This window comes from Vibrio gigantis (assembly GCF_024347515.1).
GTDB classification, from domain to species: Bacteria; Pseudomonadota; Gammaproteobacteria; order Enterobacterales; family Vibrionaceae; genus Vibrio; species Vibrio gigantis.
Map to the genome: position 1 here is coordinate 1,769,689 of NZ_AP025493.1, position 20,015 is coordinate 1,789,703.

Consider the following 20,015-nt stretch of genomic DNA (forward strand, 5'->3'; position numbering starts at 1 on the left):
TAGATATAAGCCCGCGCATTATAGAGCAAAGGTTGGATAACCAAAAGCGTGATGACTCAATGCGATCCACATAACAAGTAAAAGAGACCCACTTAAAAAAGAAAAGCGCACTAAATAGCGCGCTCTTATAGGATTTACTCAAGCTGAACAGAGCAGGTATAGCTCAACCAAAGATTAATACGGCACAGGATAGCGTTTAAAGACAGCGTTGATATCGGTAAGGATCTCTTCAGACAGCGGCTTACTGAACGCTGCCACGTTTTCTTTCAACTGTTCCATGGTGGTGGCGCCGATAATGGTCGAGGTAACACCGTCGACTTGGTTACACCACGCTAATGCCAGTTGACTCGGTGTGAATCCATGAGCATTTGCCACTTCAACATACCCTTTCACTGCTTCATTGGCAGATTCAGTGTCGCGGAAAATGCCTTTACGCTGCATGTAAGTCCAGCGACTACCTTCCGGCCTTGCACCATCAATGTATTTACCACTTAGCATACCGGCAGCCAAAGGTGACCACGGCAGATAAGCGACATCTTCATGTACACAGTTCTCAATCAAATAAGGCCAATCTTTGGTGTGCAGGAGGCTGAATTCATTCTGGATAGAGACCATACGCGGTAAATCATGTTTTTCGGCTAACTTAAGGTAAGTGTTAATGCCCCAAGTACTGTCATCAGATAGGCCAACATGGCGGATTTTTCCTGCTTTAATACAGCTCGCTAGAGCTTGTAAAATCTCCAACATTTCAGCTTCATGCTGCTGTCGATCGATGTCGCTGAAATGAATCTGATTTGGAAAATGTTTACCGAAGTGTGGTGTCGTGCGGTTTGGCCAATGAAGTTGGTACAAATCGATATAATCCGTTTGCAAGCGCTTTAATGATGCATCAACCGCGGCGATGACCGCTTCACCTGTGATAGGGCCACCGTTACGAACCCAAGGAAGCCCAGGCCCGGCTATTTTGCTCGCAATGATCAACTCTTGTCGACGTTGTGGGTTACGCGATAACCAGTTACCAATAATTGCTTCTGTTTTGCCATAGGTATCTGGAGATGGTGGAACTGCGTACATTTCTGCAGTATCGATAAAGTTAATACCTTGGCTTAATGCGTATTCGATTTGTTGGTCGGCTTGCTGTTGCGTATTTTGTAGCCCCCAAGTCATGCTACCAAGACAGATACGGGAAACGGGAATTTGACTACTTCCTAGCTTTGAATATTCCATTGAATTCGGGATTCCTGTGGTTAGGTTCTCTGGCGCTCGCATTATAGTTTTGAAAAGAGGGCGAGTGAGGAATGAAAACGAATATAAATTATTAGCACAAAATGACACGATAAGGTATGGCATCGGGGAGTTTAGTGAGTCATTTCTCAGTGCCGAGCTTTCTGCAGCATATATAAAAATACGTTCGTGAAAACTTATGAGGTAAACGGTGAATGAATTTAGTGGTTAAAGCTGGGGGGATGAAAATACTTCGCGAATAAAAAAGCTCTACAGGATAGTGAATAGAGCTTTTTCATAGGGGGTCTGAGTAGTGCTAGATATTACTTGAGTTACGAGGTCGCATTTGTATCTAACCCACCCTGGGTCTGCGCCTGTCTTAGAGCTTCCTGCCTTTGAACTTCTTTCTCAGTTAATACTGGTTGAAGTTGTTCCTCAGAGGCTTGAGGAGAGAAAATGAAATATTTATTAATCGTCATAACTGTGTCTCCGTGTAACGTCTGACAGATTCTGCATCAAGGATAAACTGTGATCATCATCCACTTTGTACTTTTTTTAGGCTGAGAGCGAAGGGCGTAGAATGCGTACAAAGTCATCGTTTATCATCCTTGTGTAAGGTGGAACTGACGAAGCCCTCTGTTTTCAAGTATAGGAAGCTCATTTAATTTCGCCCAATAATGATTTAGAGCAAATACATACATGGTCAGGGGCGTAAGATGAAAAAACTCGCTACTGACTCTGCGTACGTATTTATTTAACAATATTTCTAATAATTAGGTCAGTAAATCAATTACTTAATCCATGGTGAGATGAATTATGGAAAAGCTTGTAGAACGTTTCCTGAATTACGTTACTTTTGATACCAAATCCGATCCTTCTAATCAGCAATGCCCAAGTTCACCGGGTCAAATTACTTTTGCTGAAGCCTTAAAGTCAGAATTGATTGCACTAGAGCTAACTGATATTTCTTTGGACGAAAATGGATATTTGATGGCGAAACTGCCGTCGAACGTCGATTACCCGGTACCTGCGATTGGCTTTGTCGCACATATGGATACTGCTCCTGACGCATCAGGCGCGAACGTGAAACCACAGGTGATTAAAGATTACCAAGGTGGAACGATTGAATTAGGTGAAAGTGGCGAGTGTTTGAGTCCTAGCCAATACCCAGACCTTGATTCTTTACATGGTCACGACCTTATCACGACTGATGGCACAACTCTGCTTGGTGCTGACAACAAAGCAGGCATCGCTGAAATCATCAGTGCGATTGCTTACCTGAAAGCGAATCCAGACATCAAACACGGTGACATTTGCATTGGTTTCACGCCAGATGAAGAGATTGGCCGAGGTGCGAACCTGTTTGATGTTGAAAGATTTGGCGCCGAGTGGGCGTACACCATTGATGGTGGTCCTGTCGGCGAGTTGGAATTTGAGAACTTCAATGCAACAAGTGCTGATGTTATTTGCCACGGCGTAAACGTTCACCCGGGTACAGCAAAGGGTAAAATGGTGAACTCGATGAATATCGCTGCGCAATTCCAATTGATGATGCCAGCGCAAGAAACACCGGAATGCACAGAAGGCTATGAAGGTTTCTACCACCTGAAATCGGCTGAAATGGGCGTTGCTCGTTCTGAATTGGGTTATATTATCCGTGATTTTGAACGTGAAGGTGTAGAAGCGCGTAAGGGGTTCATGCAACAGAAAGTGGATGAACTAAACGAACGCCTAGAGAAAGGTCGTGTTGAGTTAGTGCTAACAGACAGCTACTTCAACATGAAAGAGATGGTTGAACCGCACCAACACATTATTGAGTTGGCGAAGCAAGCGATGATTGAGTGCGATGTTGAACCAATGATCAAACCGATCCGAGGTGGTACAGACGGTGCTCGCTTGTCATTTATGGGGTTACCATGCCCGAATATCTTTACTGGTGGCTACAACTTCCACGGTATTCATGAGTTCATTACCATTCAGGGTATGGAACAAGCGGTAAAAGTGATTGTTGAGTTGTCGCAACGTACAGCCGCTCACTACCAAAAATAGCAGCCTTTAGCGCGATATCTCTTTGTATTTTTGAGAGTATTCAATAATACTCTCTTTAAGCATAAGGGAGTACGCGATGAAAAAGTTAGTTTTACTTTGCACCCACTTAGCCGTGGGTGCTGTTGGTTTTGGGCTTGGTGTTTATGCATTGCCTATCTTGATTGAGCCTGATTCTCCATCTTCGAGTTCAGTTGAAGCTATCTCAGAGCAAGCTATTTATACGGGCGAATTCAGCAAAGATCGCCAAGACAGTGATTTCTTGCACTGGGGGGAGGGCATCGTCTCGGTTTCGGAAAGTGCGATTGCGTTTGAAGGCGAGCTGGCACCGGGTCCGGACTACAAGGTTTATCTCTCTCCTAAGTTTATTGAAACTGAACAAGCCTTCAATGACAGCAAGAGCGAGTTACTCAGGGTCGGAGATGTGAAAACATTCGACCGATTTATGGTTGAGCTTCCGGAAGGTGTTGATCTTAATCGATTTAATACCGTTGTGATTTGGTGTGAAACTTTTGGCCAATTTATTACTTCTGCCCAGATAAAGTGATAGCCTTAGCTAAGCTGATTTAGGCACGTAAAAAAGCGCTCTAGAATTGAGCGCTTTTTCATAGCGCAGTTTTCGGCTGCTTTGTTGTTAAAGCTAACTGTTGTAATGCTAAGGAATAAGTAATGGAAAAAGTGTGGCAAGTAATAGATTTCCTACTCGCTCATAAGTTTATTTTTAGTGCGCTGATTATCAGTCTTATTTTAATCATTCGCCGAATCACCTTGTCTCGCATTAGAGGTGATGTCGCTTTCCTTAGCGAAGATCAACGTAACTGGATGTCTCGTACCAAAAACGGCACCTTTGCGATTATTGTCATTACGCTGTTTATTCTCTGGAAATCTGAAATCAGTGAGTTTGCTCTGTCTGTGACTGCGATTGCCGTTGCGATAGTCGTGGCTTCGAAAGAGATCATCTTGTGTTTCACTGGCTCGATTCAACGTGCGAGTTCACGCTCGTTTCGAATCGGTGACTGGATTGAAGTGGGTAAAATCAGTGGTGAGGTGATTGAACACAATTTGATGGCGACCGTGATTCAAGAAATCGATTTGTATCATGGGCAATATCACTTTACTGGCAAGACTGCCACGCTGCCCAATAGCATGTTCTTTACGTATCCGGTAAAGAACCTCAATTTCATGAAGCGCTATGTTTATCATAACTTTTTTGTGACGGTAAAAGACTTCGTAAACTTATACCCTATGGTGCCGGGTCTTATTGTGAAAATTGAAGAGCATTGTGAAGAGTTCATTGATGTTGCCCGCCGTTACAACGGTGTGATCGAAAAGCACGCTGGCGTTGATCTTCCGGGTTCTGAGCCTCACATTCATATCACGAGCAGTTCGACAGGCGAGCAAGAAGTGCACTTTATGATCTTCTGTCCGACCGAGAAAGCGGTTCATCTAGAGCAAGATATCCGTAAAGACTTTATGGAAGCGTACGCGGAAGCATTCCCAACGAGCACTTAGTTTGCTCATCACCCCATAAAGACTAAATTATAGCGTCCAAGCTATAAGTCCAAACAAAGGAAAGCTGAGAGCGATACTATCTACTCTCGGCTTTTTTGTGTCTGAAATTCAGCTTAGATATTAGTCTAGATCTGCGAGTGGCAGCCAATCCACTTGTACACCAGCTTGCTCAAACATATCTTGGCTAACTTTAATTTTGTCGCCCCAGCGAGAAAGAAAATCTTCGCTTTGCTCTGGGCAATGTACCGCTGAAATACCTGTTTGGATGATTTTTGCCGCACAGTTTGGACAAGGGAAATGAGTCACCCAGATTTCACAACTATCCAAATCACGCTTAGCGAATAAGATCGCATTTTCTTCAGCGTGAAGTGTCTTGAGGTACTTCATCTCTCTGTCATCAGTATCCGCACTATCAGACACGCCATGTGGGTAGCCATTAAAACCAACGGAAACAATACGGTTGTGCTTAGTGATTACGGCGCCGACTTGAGTTGAAGGATCTTTACTCCAAGAACCGACCAATTCCGCCATTTGATAGAAACGTTTAGCCCATTTTGAAATCATGAGAATTCCTTAACAATTAAATGTGAATGCTTATCTGCCTGACAATACATTATGTTAGACAATATCCATAGAGAACAAAAGCTGAGATATTGATTTACTTAGGAATTGTAGCGTGTTTGTAATTACTTTATAAGCACGTGGTTTCAATTAACATATTGATACACTTTTGCGAGTTATAATTGATATTCCTCGGACATTTGAAGCAATTGTGTTACGTAACTTTTATGCTGTTCAATTTCTCATAAGTGACGGTATAACCATGCGTAAAAAGTTAATCCTTACGGCTCTTGCAAGCTCTCTTATTCTTGCTGGATGTGGGCAAGATGCTCAAAATGCCAAGCAAGCGCCTTTACCTCTCGTAGCTGTACAGGATGTTAGCGTCGTTTCTCACCAGCAAAGTAAGTCGTACATCGGTCGTATTGAAGCCGTTGAAGACACGGCTATCACGGCGCAGGTTTCTGGCTATCTACAAAGCCGTCATTTCAATGAAGGTCAAATGGTCGAAAAGGGCCAATTACTTTATTCCATTGAGCCATCTTCATTTGAAGCCGAAGTCGCAAGTGCAAAAGCGTCTGTTGCTCAAGCGAATGCAAACCTTAAAAAAGCCGAACTTGATTTCAACCGTGGTAAGAACCTACTTCCTAAGGGCAGTATCTCTCAATCAGAATTTGATGCATTAACCGCAAACTTGCTAGGCTCTCAAGCACAACTTGAAGCAGGCCAAGCTCAGTTAAATGCCGCTAACGTTCAGCTTTCTCATACTAAAATTATTGCGCCTTTCTCTGGCCGTATTAGCGACAGCAAAGTAAGTACTGGTGATCTGGTTTCACCGTCTTCTGGTGTATTAACAACCTTGGTTAGCCTAGACCCAATTCACGCCTCTTTTAGCATTAGTGAGCGTGAGCGTATTGAGCTAGGTATGGACCGAATTGAAGGCGATGGCAGTAGCGACAGTGAGCGTGTTGAAGTGCAAATTATGCTTGAAAATGGTGAAGCATTCGAACACCTAGGTCAGCTCGATTTCTTGGGCAACCGTATTAATCTAAACACTGGTACGATAGCGATGCGTGCGATAGCCGATAACCCAGACCAGCAACTACTTCCGGGCCAGCACGTTCGTGTTGATCTGCGTGAGAAGCAATCTATTGATGTTGTGACTATTCCTCGCCGTGCGGTTCAAACCGACCTTGAAGGCGATTTTGTCATGGTGCTAGTTGAAGGCGAAGCGGCACCAGTGGCTGAGCGTAGAAACATTGAGATGGGTCGTCAAGTTGAAGGTGGTGTAATTGTTCATTCTGGACTAGAGAAGGACGACGCAGTTATCACTCAAGGCTTACAGCGTGTGCGCAATGGTATGTCTGTTCGCATTCAACCTGTTGCTGAAAAAGCTGAGTAAGGGGCTTATTTATGTTGAGTCGTTTCTTTATTCAAAGGCCTAAGTTTGCCCTTGTCATATCCATAATCTTAACGCTGGCGGGTGCGATCTCTCTCGCCATTTTGCCAGTGGCGGAATATCCAAAAATCAGCCCGCCTTCTGTTAGTGTTACCGCATTCTACACAGGTGCAAGTGCTGAAGTAGTAGAACAGGCGATAGCCGACCCCATAGAAACGTCGGTTAACGGCGTTGAAGATATGATCTACATGTCTTCTAAGAGTGCTAATGATGGTTCATACAACCTTAACGTGACCTTTGATGTTGGCACTGATCCAGATATGGCTCAGGTCAACGTTCAGAACCGAGTTGCTCAAATCGAATCGAAGCTTCCTCAAGAAGTTAGAATGGTGGGTGTCACCGTTAAAAAGCGTTCACCGGACCTTTTGATGGTATTGAACTTCTATTCGCCAAACGGTGAGTACGACGATCAGTTCCTGATCAACTACGTTAACTTAAACATTAAAGACCAATTGGCTCGTGTAAAAGGCATTAGTGAAGTTAATGTTTTGGGTGGTGGTGAATACGCGATGCGTGTTTGGTTAGATCCTGAAAAAATGGCTAACCTGAATATCACCACCTCTGACGTGAATCGCGCGTTGGCGGAGCAGAACGTTCAAGTCGCTGCAGGCCGTATTGGAGCAGCACCTTATAACGATGCGCAAGAAGTGCAGTTCAACTTGGTAACGAAAGGCCGACTAGAAACGGCTGATGAGTTTGAAAATGTTGTACTTCGTGCAAACCAAGACGGTTCAACGGTTTACCTAAAAGATATTGCACGTGTTGAGCTTGGTAAAAAGTTCTACGATGGTAATGGTAAATACCGTGGTCAAGATGCTTCGATCGTAACGCTGTCACTTCAGTCGGACGCTAACGCGCTGGAAAGTGGTAAAGCAGTAATGGCTATGCTCGACAACCTAAGCAAAAACTTCCCTGAAGGCGTTGCCTACGAGGCGAGTTATGACACCACAGTATTCGTTGCTGAATCGATCAAAGGGGTAGTAAAAACCTTAATTGAAGCTATTTTGCTGGTTATCGCGGTGACATACCTGTTCTTAGGTAGTGCGCGTGCAACCTTGATTCCTGTTGTTGCGATCCCTGTATCTTTGATCGGTACGTTTGCCATCATGCAGATGACGGGCTTTACCATTAACACGGTCACCCTATTTGGTTTGATATTGGCGATTGGTATCGTAGTTGATGATGCGATCTTGGTTATTGAAAACGTCGATACCACGATGGCTAAAGACCCTACCATCTCACCACGTAAAGCCACGCTCATTGCAATGAAAGAAGTAACGGGGCCGATCATTACGTCAACCTTGGTTCTGTTAGCGGTATTCATTCCAGTAGCGATGCTGCCAGGTATTACCGGCATCATGTATCGCCAGTTCGCTCTGACTATCTGTATCGCCGTTGTTATCTCTTCTATCAACGCACTAACGTTATCACCAGCATTATGTTCATTGGTTCTTAAGCAGGGCGGTGGTAACACAGCTCGTTGGTACCAAGCGTTTAACCGTGGTCTAGAATCCGTTACTAACAAATACGGTCAAATAGCTGGCTTCTTGGTTAAGAAAGGCGTACTGCTGTTCACTTTCTTCGTCGTTGCTTTAGCGGCTGTTACTTACTTCGCGAAAACAACGTCTACCGCGTTCGTGCCTCAAGAAGATAAAGGTATTTTGCTGGTTAACGTGCAGCTTCCTGACGCGGCATCACTGTCTCGTACAGAAGATGTGACTGAGCAATTGCTAGAAATGGTTGAGCAAGAGCCGGGTGTTGATGGTGTGACACTGGTTAACGGCTACGCATTTATGACGGGCGCTTCTGCATCGAATGGTGCGTCGATGTTCATCAAACTCCACGATTGGGATATGCGTAACGCACTGGACGGTCAGCATTCAGCGCAAGCTATTTCTCAGCGTATTAATGGTCGAGCAGCAACAGAACTGCCTCAAGCTATTGTATTTGCCATGGGACCTCCAGCGGTACCGGGTATGGGTGCGGCGTCTGGTTTTGAGTTTGTTCTCGAAGATACATTAGGCCGTAGCCGTACTGACCTAGCGATGGTTATGAATGACGTGATTGCTGAGGCGACCAAACAGCCTGAGATTTCACACACATTTAGTACCTTCCGTGCAAATGTACCGCACTACTATGTCGACATTGACCGTGAGAAAGCGCAACAACTTGGTATTCCGCTGTCGGAAATTTTCCAAACCCTACAAGGTAATCTAGGTTCTCTGTACGTGAACGATTTCACCATGTTTGGTAAGAACTTCCGCGTAACCATGCAAGCAGACAGTGAACACCGTAGCAGCATGGATGATCTACAACGATTCCACGTGCGTTCGTCTAATGGTGAGATGATCCCGCTAAGTACGCTTGTTACTTACGACCAGATCTTTGAACCGGATGTAGCATGGCGTTACAACATGTACCGCAGTGCCGTGATTCAAGGCCAACCAGCACCGGGTTACTCGAGTGGTGATGCGATTGCAGCTATGGAGCGTGTAGCCGCAGAAGTCTTACCTCAGGGTTATCAGTACGAATGGACAGGCATGGCTTACCAAGAAGTACTCGCAGGTAACCAAGCAATTTTTGCGTTCGCATTGGCACTGATCTTCATCTACTTATTCATGGTGGCTCAGTACGAGAGTTGGACCATACCGATTGCCATTATCTTGGTAGTACCGGTCGCAACTTTAGGCTCCTTCTTAGCATTGAACCTTACTGGCACACCGCTGAACCTTTATGCACAAATTGGTTTGGTTCTCTTGATAGCCTTGGCCGCGAAGAACGCAATCTTGATTGTGGAATTCGCGAAAGTTGAGCGTGAAGAGAAAGATGCACCAATCGAAGATGCGGCAGTGAAGGGAGGTACACTACGTTTCCGTGCTGTGAACATGACGTCTTGGTCGTTCATCTTAGGTATCTTCCCGCTTATCTTTGCAGCGGGTGCAGGTCACGTGAGTCAGAACTCTTTAGGTATTTCACTGATTGGCGGACTGTTATGTGTGTTACTGGCGGGTACGTTCCTAATCCCAGGCTTCTATGCATTTGTGCAGCGCAAGCGTGAGAAAGCACACGGCGGTAATACCAAATTGGTTCCGCTTGATGACGAATAGGGAGCGGAGCTTCTTCTAAGATTAATCACTTACAAGACCACCCCTTGGGAAATTAATTCCTTATAAAAACTGAGGCTTAGCATTGCGCTAAGCCTTTTTTATTCCACTTGTGAATAAAAACGCTATTTATATAATCAAATGTTTATTATGTGATAGAGCTAGCACTCTAAATTGGGTTTTGTAATAAAATGATGTTTTATTAGTAAGTGTCTGTTTATTATAAAGATAGTAAGGTTCAGCTAACGTGTGTATGCTCGAAAACATTTGCACAATAGTGTGAAGTGTTTCAAAATTACGAAGTTATATTGAAATTTTTTGTGCATTGAGGTTCTTATGAAGGTCATTGATTTATTTAAACACCGAGGCGACAGCATGTCTTCGCAACACTCAGAGTTTATGCAATGGATGTCTCCAGCTCTTAGAGAGTACTGGGGCGACTTTCTGAATCGTACGCAAAATAGCCATTTCTTTGCGTGGGTTCGTGATCACCACAAACCTGCTGTTAATGAAGATGCACCAGAGATGCCGGTGGAACAACCGATCGTACTTAAGCCAGAAGCACAGCTTGTGTTTGATGAGCTTAATCAGCAGATCGGTGAAGTTATCCATACTGGTGACTGGATCAATGTAAGTCAAGACCGCATTAACCAGTTCGGCCTTGTTACTGAAGACATGCAGTGGATCCACACAGAGCCTGAAAAAGCGGAAACAGACTCTCCGTTCAAAACAACCATTGCACATGGTTTTTTAACTTTATCTCTGCTTCCTCGATTAACTGATAGTGTTGATCCTGACAAGTCTCAATTCCCAACAGCGAAGATGGTTGTAAACATTGGTCTTAACCAAGTACGTTTCCCATACCCTGTGAAATCAGGTAGCAACGTTCGTGCTAAAAGTACGCTAACAAAAGTGACGCCAATTAAGAAAGGCCTTGAGATAGAACGCGAAATCCGCGTAGAAATCGAAGGTGTTCGTCGCCCTGGCGCGGTTATCGTTTCGGTGATTCAACTTCACTTCTAAGTGGCTTGTAACTAAGCGACTTGTAAAGATTCAAAAAAAGAGAGAGCGTAATGCTCTCTCTTTTTGTTTGTGTCCTACCAAATTGACGTCATTAGTATCGCTAATAACCTCGATAAACTGCTCCACTTATTTAATGCGTGTGTAGCCGTACTCTTCGATAAGATCTTGTCCTTGTTTTGACTTCACGAACTTGATGAAGTCTTTGCTCTCTTTAGAAACAGAGTCTGTTTTGTGTAGTAGTAAGAATGGACGAGCTAATTCGTAACTGTGGTTTGCAATGTTCTTAGATGTCGGTTCTACGCCTTCAAATGTGATTGCCTTGATAGAACGGTCGATAGAACCTACAGAGATAAAACCAATGGCATGCGGGTTATGATTAACAATCGTCTTGACCATGCTGTTGCTGTTCACTACCAAGTTATTTGGGTTGATGTCAGAAACTAGACGGTCATTAATGATTTTTGTTAAACCAAGCAGGCTTTCGAAGCTGTAACGTGAGCCTGAAGACGCTTCACGAGTCACAACTGCGATAGGTTGATCCGCACCGCCTACCGCTTTCCAGTTGGTAATTTTGCCTTTGTAGATATCGAATAACTGCTCACGAGTAACGTTACTTACAGCGTTTGAGCGGTTAGTTACCACTGCAAGGCCGTCAAAGGCAATTGGAAATACCTTCAGTTTCTCGTCCTGTTCGCGGTCGGTTAAATAACGCGAGCTCATACCGATATCAGAGACACCTTTATTAACCATGGTAATACCCGCTGTAGAACCAATGCCCTGAACTGCAATATAGTTATCAGGGTGAGTCTTATTGTACTCCTCAGCTAAAACATCCATCACTCGTGATACTGAAGTGGAGCCCGAAATAGTGGTTTCTTGTGCCAAAGCAACATGAGAAGACAGGGCTAAGGATAAAAGAGAGGCAAGCGCGACTCGTAACATAAACAACTCCTAGTTAATAACATTTGTCGCATATGATAGGGCGGTTATATGACACTTTTGTGAAATTCTATGTGCTTGATGTATAGCTATTGGCGCGATGAGTGAAAGCTGACTGGGTTTACTAAGGCAGGGTTCGTTTCTGAGAGCTAGGCGGGTATTTTGTTTGTGCCTGTTCGCTAAAATGTTTGTTGGGTTCTAAGCTAAGTAGAGGAATTCACTACTTAGAAGTTTCTATGAAGTTACAAGGGGTGTTATGTCCGTTATTCATATCGAACTGAATCGTCTTTTAATTGGCGCTGAGAGGCTCTGTACATCTCGAAATCGCAGTTTACCTGTCGAGTTGGGCAAATCTCTATATGAAGAGTGTAAAGGTGGTGTACTGTTTTCTCAGGCGCATTATCTACTCGACTCATCTCATAGTGATTATACAAATGAGATCGTCAGCGTGACCTTTGATGAGTCGTTATCTTGTTGGTTGGTCATGGTGCCGCTTGAAGACGATGCAGAAACTGACTCCGTCAATTGGGGACCTTACCCTTATCTTCCTAAATCGAAAGACCTTGAAGCGGTGTTGTCTGAAATTGAAAAAGATCCCAAATCATACTTTTGGTCATAGCCACCAACTTTATGTCTTAGCTGGTGGTGCAACGTATAAACTTATCGGCTGCGATGTGCCGAAACTCAATTTTGTACCTCAATTTATTTCACTTCTTTAAACCTGTGGTTTCACGCTTTGCAATTGAGATTGTGCGATAAGTGATCGGAAATCTTTCGGTGTTTTTCCATGATACGTTTTAAAGGCGGTACTGAAATGCGCAGCGCTCTTAAAGCCAGATTCATAAGCGATTTGAGTAATGGATTTGGTCGACGTTCTAAGCTGCGTTGCGGCATGAGCAATACGTTTAATTTTCAATAAGTTTGAAAACGAAAGATCTTCAGCTGATAAACGACGTTTCAGAGTAGCTGGCGACATTCCCATGTAGCTGGCTAGCGTGTCTAAAGAGATATTATTTTCAATATTCTGCTCAATGTAGTGAATGACTTTTTGCGTTACGGTTAATCTTGAAGCTCGAGCAATTATGACCAAAAGAGCAGGGTACTGTTCTACCATGAGTGATAGCAAACCCAGTCCAAGTTGAGTGAGTGCGTAGTCATTCTGAGAAGAAGAACTGGCAAGCGACATGATGAGATCTTTCAACTGGCAGAGCTCAGTATCAGTTTGGTTGAATTTAATGTACTTGTCTGGGATTCGATAGGACTCTAGATCACTGAACTGGTTAATGAATTTCTGAAAGATAGCCAAATCAAAATCTAAGCAGGTTGCGCTGAATTCGCCATTTTCAGTATTAACGGTGATGTCTTTAATCTGCCCAGAATTGTAAAGCGTGAAATCTCCGGCTTGTAATGTGGCTTGAGTACCATTGGGCAACACAAAAGAAATGCTGCCTTTCGATACCATAAAGATACCGTTTTTAGAGGCAGGATAACGTTCGCGTCTCCTAGGAATGAAGTTTCTGAATTGAGTAACTGTGATTGATGACATAGTGAGCTTCTTTGACGTTGTAAATTGATTGCTTATAGATTGTTTTTTTAAGTATTGTTTAAGCATGAGACATTTACAAAAAAGGCGCTAATAATTAGCGCCTTTAGAAGTGAACCTTTGAAGCATTTGACCTTGAAAGGCCTAGCCTTTGCAGCTACTAAGCTTCGGTTTCGTTTGTTGTTTCAGGCTCGCTAGGCAAGTCCGCAAATACTTGAGTAGGCTTTGCTACCAAATTACGGTTTTCCTGATTAACTTCAGAGAGAACTACTTCTAAAACGTCTCCCAGTTTGTATACCATTTCTTTATCGATAGATACAGTACCCATATCACCGTTGCACTCTATTCTTTCTTTATTATCAAGAATGAGAGAACCAGGGATAAATGCAGCTGCACCATTTTCAAGTAAACGTACACGCATACCTGCACGGTTAATATCGAAGATTTCTGCTTGGAAGCGAGTTTCCTCTGCTGGAGCATTTGCTAGAGTACGAGCATATAACCAGTCGCCGACATTACGCTCAGCCATACCGTGGTGACGGCGGTGCAGTGCAAGTTCATCACCAATGGTTTCGTCTGGTGTTTGGATTGGCGCTTTACCTAAGATGTGCGCTTTCAGCATGCGGTGGTTAATCATGTCGCCGTATTTACGAATTGGAGAAGTCCAAGTTGCGTAAATGTCTAGACCCATCGCGTAGTGTGGTGCAGGCTCATTGCTGATTTCACTGTACGCTTGGAACTTACGAATACGGTTGTCGTAGTAGCTGTTGTCTAAAGAACCTAACCAACGGCGCAGAGTAGCAAAGCCTTCAAGAGAAACGATCTGCTCTTCAGTGAACGGTGTTTCTGCTTGCGGGTTTACCAGTTCAAGAACATCAGAGACTTTCTCGGCCTTGAAACCAGAGTGGCAGTTAAACACACCTTGGTTGAAACTTTCTTTTAGTACTCGGCCCGCACAGATGTTCGCACTGATCATTGATTCTTCAACGAGCTTGTTTGCGCTACGACGCATGTCTGCATGGATAGCAACAACATCGTTGTCTTCACTAAGTTCAAAGCGGTAGTCAGGGCGATCTGGGAACACAACAGCGTTTGCTGAGCGCCATGCTGAACGTGCTTGAGCGAATTGGTGAAGATCAGAAACAATGGCAGCAATCTCTTCTGATGGCTGCCATTTCTCAGATACACCCGTTTCTAGCCAGTCTGATACGTTGTCGTAAGCAAGACGAGCATGAGATTTGATGTTCGCAGCGAAGAAATTAATGTCATCACCGATAACGCCATCTTTAGATACCGTTACTGTGCAGCAAAGAGCAGGGCGGACTTCATTCTCGATCAGTGAACATAGGTTGTCAGCAAGATCACGAGGTAACATCGGGATGTTACGCCCAGGAAGGTAGATTGTGAAACCACGCTCACGAGCCACTTTATCCATTGCATCATCTGGAGAGATGTAAGCCGTAGGATCAGCAATAGCGACAGTTAGTTCAAAATCACCGTTTTCTTTCTTCTTCGCGTAAAGCGCATCATCCATGTCTTTTGTGCTTTCGCCATCGATAGTCACAAAAGGGATGTGCGTCATGTCTACGCGTTCAAGATCGGCGTCATCGTTGATTAGCCAGTTGTCGATGCCTTCAGGTTCGCTGTTTGGTAGGTCGTTTTGTGCCAGCGTTACCCACCAAGGTGCAATCTTGTCGTCAGCGTCTGTGATTTTCTCAGAGATCTGAGCCAAGAAGCCATTGTCACCTTTTAATGGGTGTTGAACGATATGAGCAACAACCCAGTCACCTTCTTTAAGCGTTTCAGGATTTAGGCCTTTCTGAGCCTTAGCTTTAAGTTGCAGCTTTTTCAGCTGTGGGTGATCAGGAACAACGTTCAATCGGCCTTTGAAAAGCTTAACTCGTGCAATAAAGCGAGTAAGACCTTGTTCAACCAATTCCTCAGGCTCAGCTACTTCGCGTTCTTTCTCTGTGCGAATGATGGCAATCACCTTGTCACCGTGCACACATTTTTTCATGTACGGAGGCGGGATAAAGAAGCTTGTTTTGCTATCAACTTCGAGAAAACCAAAACCTTTTTCAGTGGCTTTGATAGTACCTTCCTTTTTAGGGAGAGTTTCTTGGATTTGCTGCTTGAGCTGAGCGAGTAGAGGATTATCTTGAAACATCTTACTTTTATCTAACGAGAACAATTGAGCACACTATAATCATTGCGAGGCTCGATTACTACTTAAAGCCGAAGTGAGCGTAAATTAATTGCCCTCTTATTTAATTCTACCAATTTGGTCGAACTCTATTGCCTTGACGAGATATCCATCAAGTTTTGGCGATATGATAGCCAGTATTGATGGGAAACCGAAAAATATGTGATGTATTTCAATTTTTTCTGGCTTTTTTTATGCATTTAGGGAATAATCCGCCTCCCTTAGACGTCCCTAATGGCTTGAAGTGTTTTATTACTGCTTCGTAACTCTGAATGGAATCAGTATCTGATTGGATCAGTATTGGAATTGATAGAGCTCCCGGGACCTTTTGTTTACTTATATATAGTGGGATCCCAATGTCCGAATCTGTAATTCAATTTAATGAATTAGCCCTAAACGATAACATTCTTTCAGCTCTTGATAGCATGGGCTTCGTTTCTCCAACTCCAATCCAAGCAGCAGCTATTCCTCTTCTTCTTGAAGGCCGTGACGCTCTAGGTAAAGCACAGACTGGTACTGGTAAAACAGCAGCATTCTCTCTGCCTTTACTTAACAAAATCAATCTAAACCAACACAAACCACAAGCAATCATCATGGCTCCTACTCGTGAGCTAGCGATTCAAGTTGCTGCGGAAATCAAAAACCTTGGCCGTGATATCAAAGGTCTTAAGGTTATTGAAATCTACGGTGGTGCTTCAATTGTTGACCAAATGCGTGCTCTAAGCCGTGGTGCTCACATTGTTGTTGGTACTCCAGGTCGTGTTAAAGACTTACTAACTCGTGACCGTCTACACCTAGATGAAGCACACACATTTGTTCTTGATGAAGCAGATGAAATGCTAAAAATGGGCTTCGTAGATGACGTTACTTGGATCCTAGAGCAAGCTCCAGAATCTGCACAACGTGTACTTTTCTCTGCAACTATGCCTCCAATGGTTAAGACTATTGTTGACCGTTACCTACGTAACCCGGCTAGAGTTGACGTTGCTGGTACTAACCACACAGTTGATAAAGTAGCGCAGAACTTCTGGGTTGTTAAAGGCGTAGAAAAAGACGAAGCAATGTCTCGTCTTCTAGAAACTGAAGAAACTGACGCGTCAATCGTATTCGTACGTACTCGTCAAGACACTGAGCGTCTAGCTGATTGGCTATCTGCACGTGGCTTCAAAGCTGCTGCACTGCACGGTGATATTCCTCAGTCTCTACGTGAGCGCACTGTTGATCACATCAAACAAGGTGTTATCGACATCCTAGTTGCAACTGACGTTGTAGCTCGTGGTCTTGATGTTCCACGTATCACTCACGTATTCAACTACGACATCCCATTCGATGTTGAATCTTACATCCACCGTATTGGTCGTACTGGCCGTGCTGGACGTAAAGGTAAAGCGATCCTACTAGTTCGCACTAACCAAATTCGTATGCTTCGTACAATCGAGCGCGTAACTAAGTCATCTATGGAAGAAATCCAACTTCCTCTACGTGACCAAGTTGCTGCTGCACGTGTTGCTAAGCTTGGCGCTGAACTTGAAACAGAGAAAGAAAGCAAAGCTCTAGAAAACTTTGCAGGTCTTATCTCTACGCTTCAAGAGTCTCTAGACGTTGATGCTGCTACTCTAGCTGCAATGCTTCTTAAGCGTCAGCAAGGTAAGAGCCCACTATTCTACGTTGGCGAAGACCCAATGATCGCTGCTATTGAGCGTGATAAAAACCGTCGTAAAGAGCGTCGTGAAGATCGTGATAACGGCCGTGACGGTGGTGGTCGCAACTTCAATACTCAAGATTGGGATACTTACCAACTACAAGTTGGCCGTGAGCAAGGCGTTCAGGTTAAAGACATCGTTGGCGCACTAGCAAACGAACTTGGCCTAACTAAAGGTTCTATCGGTGCTATCAAGCTAGACCAAGGTTCTACTTACGTTCAACTGCCAAAAGCAATGAACTCTGAAACTGCTGGTAAGCTAAGCAAACTTCGCATTCGTCAAAAAGAAGCTGGCGCTGTAGTTGTTGATTTCAACGACTTCCGTGAGCCTCGTCGTGGCGGCGGCGGTCGTGATGGTAACCGTGGTGGCGGTCGTGGCGGTCGTGATGGTGGCGGCTACCGTGGTAACCGTGAAGGCGGCAACCGCGAAGGTGGTAACCGTGAAGGCGGTCGTGGTGGATACCGTGGCAACCGTGATGGTGCTCGCGATGGTAACTCTGCTGGTGGACGTGATGGCGAACGTCGTTTCGACCGCAACCGTGGTGGCGATCACCGTGGTAACTTCCGTGGCGAACGTGGTCATGGTAACGGCAATGGCGGTGGTAACCGTGGTCGTCGTCCAGAGCGCAACGAAGGTTAATCAACCTATTGCTTAGACGCTTTAGTCTAGACACTGAATTTAAAAGCCGAGCGTAATGCTCGGTTTTTTTGTGCCTGCTATTTCAATTTAAGCTGTTGTTGGCTCGATGTACGTAGTCAGCTTACTTCAACTAAGCGTTACGCCTATAACTTATCTTAGTGCCTATAAGTTAGCTGTATCGCGTTCTAAGCCCTTACGAAAAGAATGTGCTACAAGATGCTAAAACAAAGAGTGAAGGCTATCTATGCGACGTTACAATGCGCTTATTCAAACCGTTGTGATCGAAGGCAATCAAAAGAAGAACGGATCTTGTCGTTCACTATTCTCAACTTCTGTGATCTTTTTGATGTAAACACTGAGAAACTGAGATCTCGAGTAAGAAGTCGTCGGTAATGATAAGCAGATGGAAGGGAAGTATTTTCTAGGCGGATTACCTACATTTATTCGAGTTACTCCAATTAACTGAATCAAGTTAAAAATAATGTAAGCACTCGTTTGCGTTACCTGTTCGTTGATTTCATTATTCAACTATTTTTTAATTTCGCTCTCGAAATAAATAATTTGATGACTAAGATCAACTTAAATGTGTTCATTTGGTGATTTTTTCAAAACAAAAGTTGAAAGATTCAAAAATTATTGAATAATGGGCTTAACTAAAATTGAAGTAAACACTTCATCCAATTCGTACTGAAACAGGATCCATATCCAATGTCTAATTCGTTTGTTCTGGTTATTAACTCGGGTAGTTCATCCCTAAAATTTGCTGTCATTGATTCTGTTTCTGGTGAAGCAGTGTTGAGTGGCCTAGGGGAGTGTTTTGGTCTTGAAGATGCTCGCATGAGCTGGAAATATCAAGGCGAGAAAACTGAAATTGCCATTCAAGGTGAAGATAACCACCACAAAATTGCCATTGGCAAATTGGTTGGCCTGATGGAAGATCTAGGCTTCACTGCTGATATCGTGGCTATCGGTCACCGTATCGTTCACGGTGGTGAGAAGTTTACTCAAACGGTTCGTATTACTGAAGAAGTAACGAACGAGATTGAAAGCCTATCTGACCTAGCTCCACTTCATAACCCTGCAGGTGCTATCGGTATCCGTGCTGCGATTGAAGCTTTCCCTTCTCTACCTCAATTTGCTGTATTTGATACGGCTTTCCACCAAACAATGCCACAACGAGCATTCACTGGTGCAATCGCAAAAGAGCTATACACAGACTTCGGCGTACGTCGTTACGGCTTCCACGGTACGAGCCATTACTTCGTTAGCCGCGAAGCTGCGAAGATGCTGAATAAGCCAGTTGAAGAATCTAGCTTCATCTCTGTTCACCTAGGTAATGGCGCATCTGTATGCGCTATCAAAGACGGGAACAGTGTTGATACTTCAATGGGCTTCACGCCACTTTCTGGCTTAATGATGGGCACACGTTGTGGTGACCTAGACCCAGGTATCATCGAATACCTTCTTAAGAAAGGTTGGTCACAGGAGCAAGTATTTAACTCTCTAAACAAGGAGTCTGGCTTCCTTGGCGTGTCTGGTCTTACGAGCGATGCTCGTGGCATCCTAGAAGCAATGGAAGAGGGCCATGAAGGCGCTAAGCTTGCTTTTGAGGTGTTTACTTACCGCGTAGCTAAATACGTTGCTTCTTACCTTGCAACACTAGACTCTTTAGACGGCATCATCTTCACTGGTGGTATCGGCGAGAACTCTCTACCAATTCGTCGCGAAATCCTAAACAACCTTAAGATTCTTGGTTTTGTTGAAGATGTAGCTGGCAATGAAGGTGCTCGCTTTGGCGCAGATGGCATCATCGCGAAATCTGAAATGCTAGATGCAGTAGCGATGGTTATCCCAACCAATGAAGAGTTTGTAATAGTATCGCAATCTATGGAGCTGTTAAGGCAGCAATGATTCACCAATAGTTTCTTCAGGGCCGACACTTTGTGTTGGCCTTTTTCTTTTATAATCATATGTATAAGTCACATAACTTATCTGGATTTTATATTAAACCTGTTTGGGTAGTATGTTTTGCAATAGCCTCCCCTATATGATATCTAGTATG

At 44.0% G+C, this 20,015-nt stretch carries 15 protein-coding genes; 9 read left to right on the forward strand and 6 right to left on the reverse strand.

Annotated features, from left to right (window positions below; translation table 11 throughout):
* Window positions 1-174 precede the first annotated feature (174 nt).
* Together OCV56_RS23890 and OCV56_RS23895 are read right to left on the reverse strand one after the other, a co-directional pair.
* Window positions 175-1,227 (reverse strand): aldo/keto reductase, encoded by a 1,053-nt coding sequence (locus tag OCV56_RS23890; RefSeq protein WP_086712865.1) that lies wholly within the window; start codon window positions 1,225-1,227, stop codon window positions 175-177.
* A 329-nt stretch (window positions 1,228-1,556) separates the two neighbouring features.
* Window positions 1,557-1,703 carry a hypothetical protein gene (locus OCV56_RS23895; RefSeq protein WP_167373160.1) on the reverse strand — a complete coding sequence of 49 codons (147 nt, stop codon included), beginning with the start codon at window positions 1,701-1,703 and terminating at the stop codon, window positions 1,557-1,559.
* 337 nt (window positions 1,704-2,040) lie between these two features.
* Between OCV56_RS23895 and pepT the strand changes: the two genes are divergently transcribed.
* From pepT to OCV56_RS23910, 3 genes are all read left to right on the forward strand, one after another.
* Window positions 2,041-3,273 carry a peptidase T gene (gene pepT / locus OCV56_RS23900; RefSeq protein ID WP_086712866.1) on the forward strand — a complete coding sequence of 411 codons (1,233 nt, stop codon included), beginning with the start codon at window positions 2,041-2,043 and terminating at the stop codon, window positions 3,271-3,273.
* 76 nt (window positions 3,274-3,349) lie between these two features.
* Window positions 3,350-3,817 carry a DM13 domain-containing protein gene (locus OCV56_RS23905; RefSeq protein WP_086712867.1) on the forward strand — a complete coding sequence of 156 codons (468 nt, stop codon included), beginning with the start codon at window positions 3,350-3,352 and terminating at the stop codon, window positions 3,815-3,817.
* A gap of 122 nt (window positions 3,818-3,939) precedes the next feature.
* A complete protein-coding gene (locus OCV56_RS23910) occupies window positions 3,940-4,782 on the forward strand; it encodes a mechanosensitive ion channel family protein (RefSeq protein WP_086712868.1) in 843 nt (280 codons plus the stop codon).
* Window positions 4,783-4,902: 120 nt separating this feature from the next.
* Here the strand turns inward: OCV56_RS23910 and OCV56_RS23915 are convergent, their stop codons facing one another.
* Window positions 4,903-5,346 (reverse strand): dCMP deaminase family protein, encoded by a 444-nt coding sequence (locus OCV56_RS23915; protein WP_004737813.1) that lies wholly within the window; start codon window positions 5,344-5,346, stop codon window positions 4,903-4,905.
* Between the two features lie 259 nt (window positions 5,347-5,605).
* Between OCV56_RS23915 and OCV56_RS23920 the strand changes: the two genes are divergently transcribed.
* The 3 genes from OCV56_RS23920 (at window position 5,606) to OCV56_RS23930 (ending at window position 10,926) form a co-directional block, all read left to right on the forward strand.
* Window positions 5,606-6,742 carry an efflux RND transporter periplasmic adaptor subunit gene (locus OCV56_RS23920; protein ID WP_086712869.1) on the forward strand — a complete coding sequence of 379 codons (1,137 nt, stop codon included), beginning with the start codon at window positions 5,606-5,608 and terminating at the stop codon, window positions 6,740-6,742.
* 11 nt (window positions 6,743-6,753) lie between these two features.
* Entirely contained in the window at window positions 6,754-9,906 is a 3,153-nt protein-coding gene (locus OCV56_RS23925; protein WP_086712870.1) for an efflux RND transporter permease subunit, read from the forward strand.
* 333 nt (window positions 9,907-10,239) lie between these two features.
* Window positions 10,240-10,926, forward strand: coding sequence for a MaoC family dehydratase (locus OCV56_RS23930; protein WP_086712871.1), 687 nt, complete (start codon window positions 10,240-10,242; stop codon window positions 10,924-10,926).
* A 126-nt stretch (window positions 10,927-11,052) separates the two neighbouring features.
* Here the strand turns inward: OCV56_RS23930 and OCV56_RS23935 are convergent, their stop codons facing one another.
* Window positions 11,053-11,868, reverse strand: a complete 816-nt coding sequence (locus OCV56_RS23935; protein WP_086712872.1) for a phosphate ABC transporter substrate-binding protein — start codon at window positions 11,866-11,868, stop codon at window positions 11,053-11,055.
* A 253-nt stretch (window positions 11,869-12,121) separates the two neighbouring features.
* Here OCV56_RS23935 and OCV56_RS23940 point away from each other — a divergent pair, with 253 nt between their 5' ends.
* Window positions 12,122-12,484 (forward strand): DUF3024 domain-containing protein, encoded by a 363-nt coding sequence (locus OCV56_RS23940; protein ID WP_086712873.1) that lies wholly within the window; start codon window positions 12,122-12,124, stop codon window positions 12,482-12,484.
* Between the two features lie 96 nt (window positions 12,485-12,580).
* Here the strand turns inward: OCV56_RS23940 and OCV56_RS23945 are convergent, their stop codons facing one another.
* The gene (locus OCV56_RS23945; RefSeq protein WP_086712874.1) at window positions 12,581-13,411 is read right to left on the reverse strand and encodes a helix-turn-helix domain-containing protein; all 831 of its coding nucleotides are present in this window, start codon (window positions 13,409-13,411) and stop codon (window positions 12,581-12,583) included.
* A gap of 157 nt (window positions 13,412-13,568) precedes the next feature.
* Window positions 13,569-15,575 carry an exoribonuclease II gene (rnb, locus tag OCV56_RS23950; RefSeq protein WP_086712875.1) on the reverse strand — a complete coding sequence of 669 codons (2,007 nt, stop codon included), beginning with the start codon at window positions 15,573-15,575 and terminating at the stop codon, window positions 13,569-13,571.
* 308 nt (window positions 15,576-15,883) lie between these two features.
* Here rnb and OCV56_RS23955 point away from each other — a divergent pair, with 308 nt between their 5' ends.
* Window positions 15,884-17,953 carry a DEAD/DEAH box helicase gene (locus OCV56_RS23955; RefSeq protein ID WP_086712876.1) on the forward strand — a complete coding sequence of 690 codons (2,070 nt, stop codon included), beginning with the start codon at window positions 15,884-15,886 and terminating at the stop codon, window positions 17,951-17,953.
* Between the two features lie 708 nt (window positions 17,954-18,661).
* Window positions 18,662-19,864 (forward strand): acetate/propionate family kinase, encoded by a 1,203-nt coding sequence (locus OCV56_RS23960; protein ID WP_086712877.1) that lies wholly within the window; start codon window positions 18,662-18,664, stop codon window positions 19,862-19,864.
* Window positions 19,865-20,015: the final 151 nt, after the last annotated feature.

What these genes read in the sequence shown, in the direction of transcription:
- OCV56_RS23915 (WP_004737813.1), bottom strand. Translation starts at nt 5,346, where the DNA reads ATGATTTCAAAATGGGCTAAACGTTTCTATCAAATGGCGGAATTGGTC.
- OCV56_RS23910 (WP_086712868.1), top strand. Translation starts at nt 3,940, where the DNA reads ATGGAAAAAGTGTGGCAAGTAATAGATTTCCTACTCGCTCATAAGTTT.
- OCV56_RS23940 (WP_086712873.1), top strand. Translation starts at nt 12,122, where the DNA reads ATGTCCGTTATTCATATCGAACTGAATCGTCTTTTAATTGGCGCTGAG.
- OCV56_RS23960 (WP_086712877.1), top strand. Translation starts at nt 18,662, where the DNA reads ATGTCTAATTCGTTTGTTCTGGTTATTAACTCGGGTAGTTCATCCCTA.
- OCV56_RS23925 (WP_086712870.1), top strand. Translation starts at nt 6,754, where the DNA reads ATGTTGAGTCGTTTCTTTATTCAAAGGCCTAAGTTTGCCCTTGTCATA.
- OCV56_RS23955 (WP_086712876.1), top strand. Translation starts at nt 15,884, where the DNA reads ATGGAATCAGTATCTGATTGGATCAGTATTGGAATTGATAGAGCTCCC.
- OCV56_RS23895 (WP_167373160.1), bottom strand. Translation starts at nt 1,703, where the DNA reads ATGACGATTAATAAATATTTCATTTTCTCTCCTCAAGCCTCTGAGGAA.
- OCV56_RS23930 (WP_086712871.1), top strand. Translation starts at nt 10,240, where the DNA reads ATGAAGGTCATTGATTTATTTAAACACCGAGGCGACAGCATGTCTTCG.
- OCV56_RS23920 (WP_086712869.1), top strand. Translation starts at nt 5,606, where the DNA reads ATGCGTAAAAAGTTAATCCTTACGGCTCTTGCAAGCTCTCTTATTCTT.
- OCV56_RS23935 (WP_086712872.1), bottom strand. Translation starts at nt 11,868, where the DNA reads ATGTTACGAGTCGCGCTTGCCTCTCTTTTATCCTTAGCCCTGTCTTCT.
- pepT (WP_086712866.1), top strand. Translation starts at nt 2,041, where the DNA reads ATGGAAAAGCTTGTAGAACGTTTCCTGAATTACGTTACTTTTGATACC.
- OCV56_RS23890 (WP_086712865.1), bottom strand. Translation starts at nt 1,227, where the DNA reads ATGGAATATTCAAAGCTAGGAAGTAGTCAAATTCCCGTTTCCCGTATC.
- rnb (WP_086712875.1), bottom strand. Translation starts at nt 15,575, where the DNA reads ATGTTTCAAGATAATCCTCTACTCGCTCAGCTCAAGCAGCAAATCCAA.
- OCV56_RS23945 (WP_086712874.1), bottom strand. Translation starts at nt 13,411, where the DNA reads ATGTCATCAATCACAGTTACTCAATTCAGAAACTTCATTCCTAGGAGA.
- OCV56_RS23905 (WP_086712867.1), top strand. Translation starts at nt 3,350, where the DNA reads ATGAAAAAGTTAGTTTTACTTTGCACCCACTTAGCCGTGGGTGCTGTT.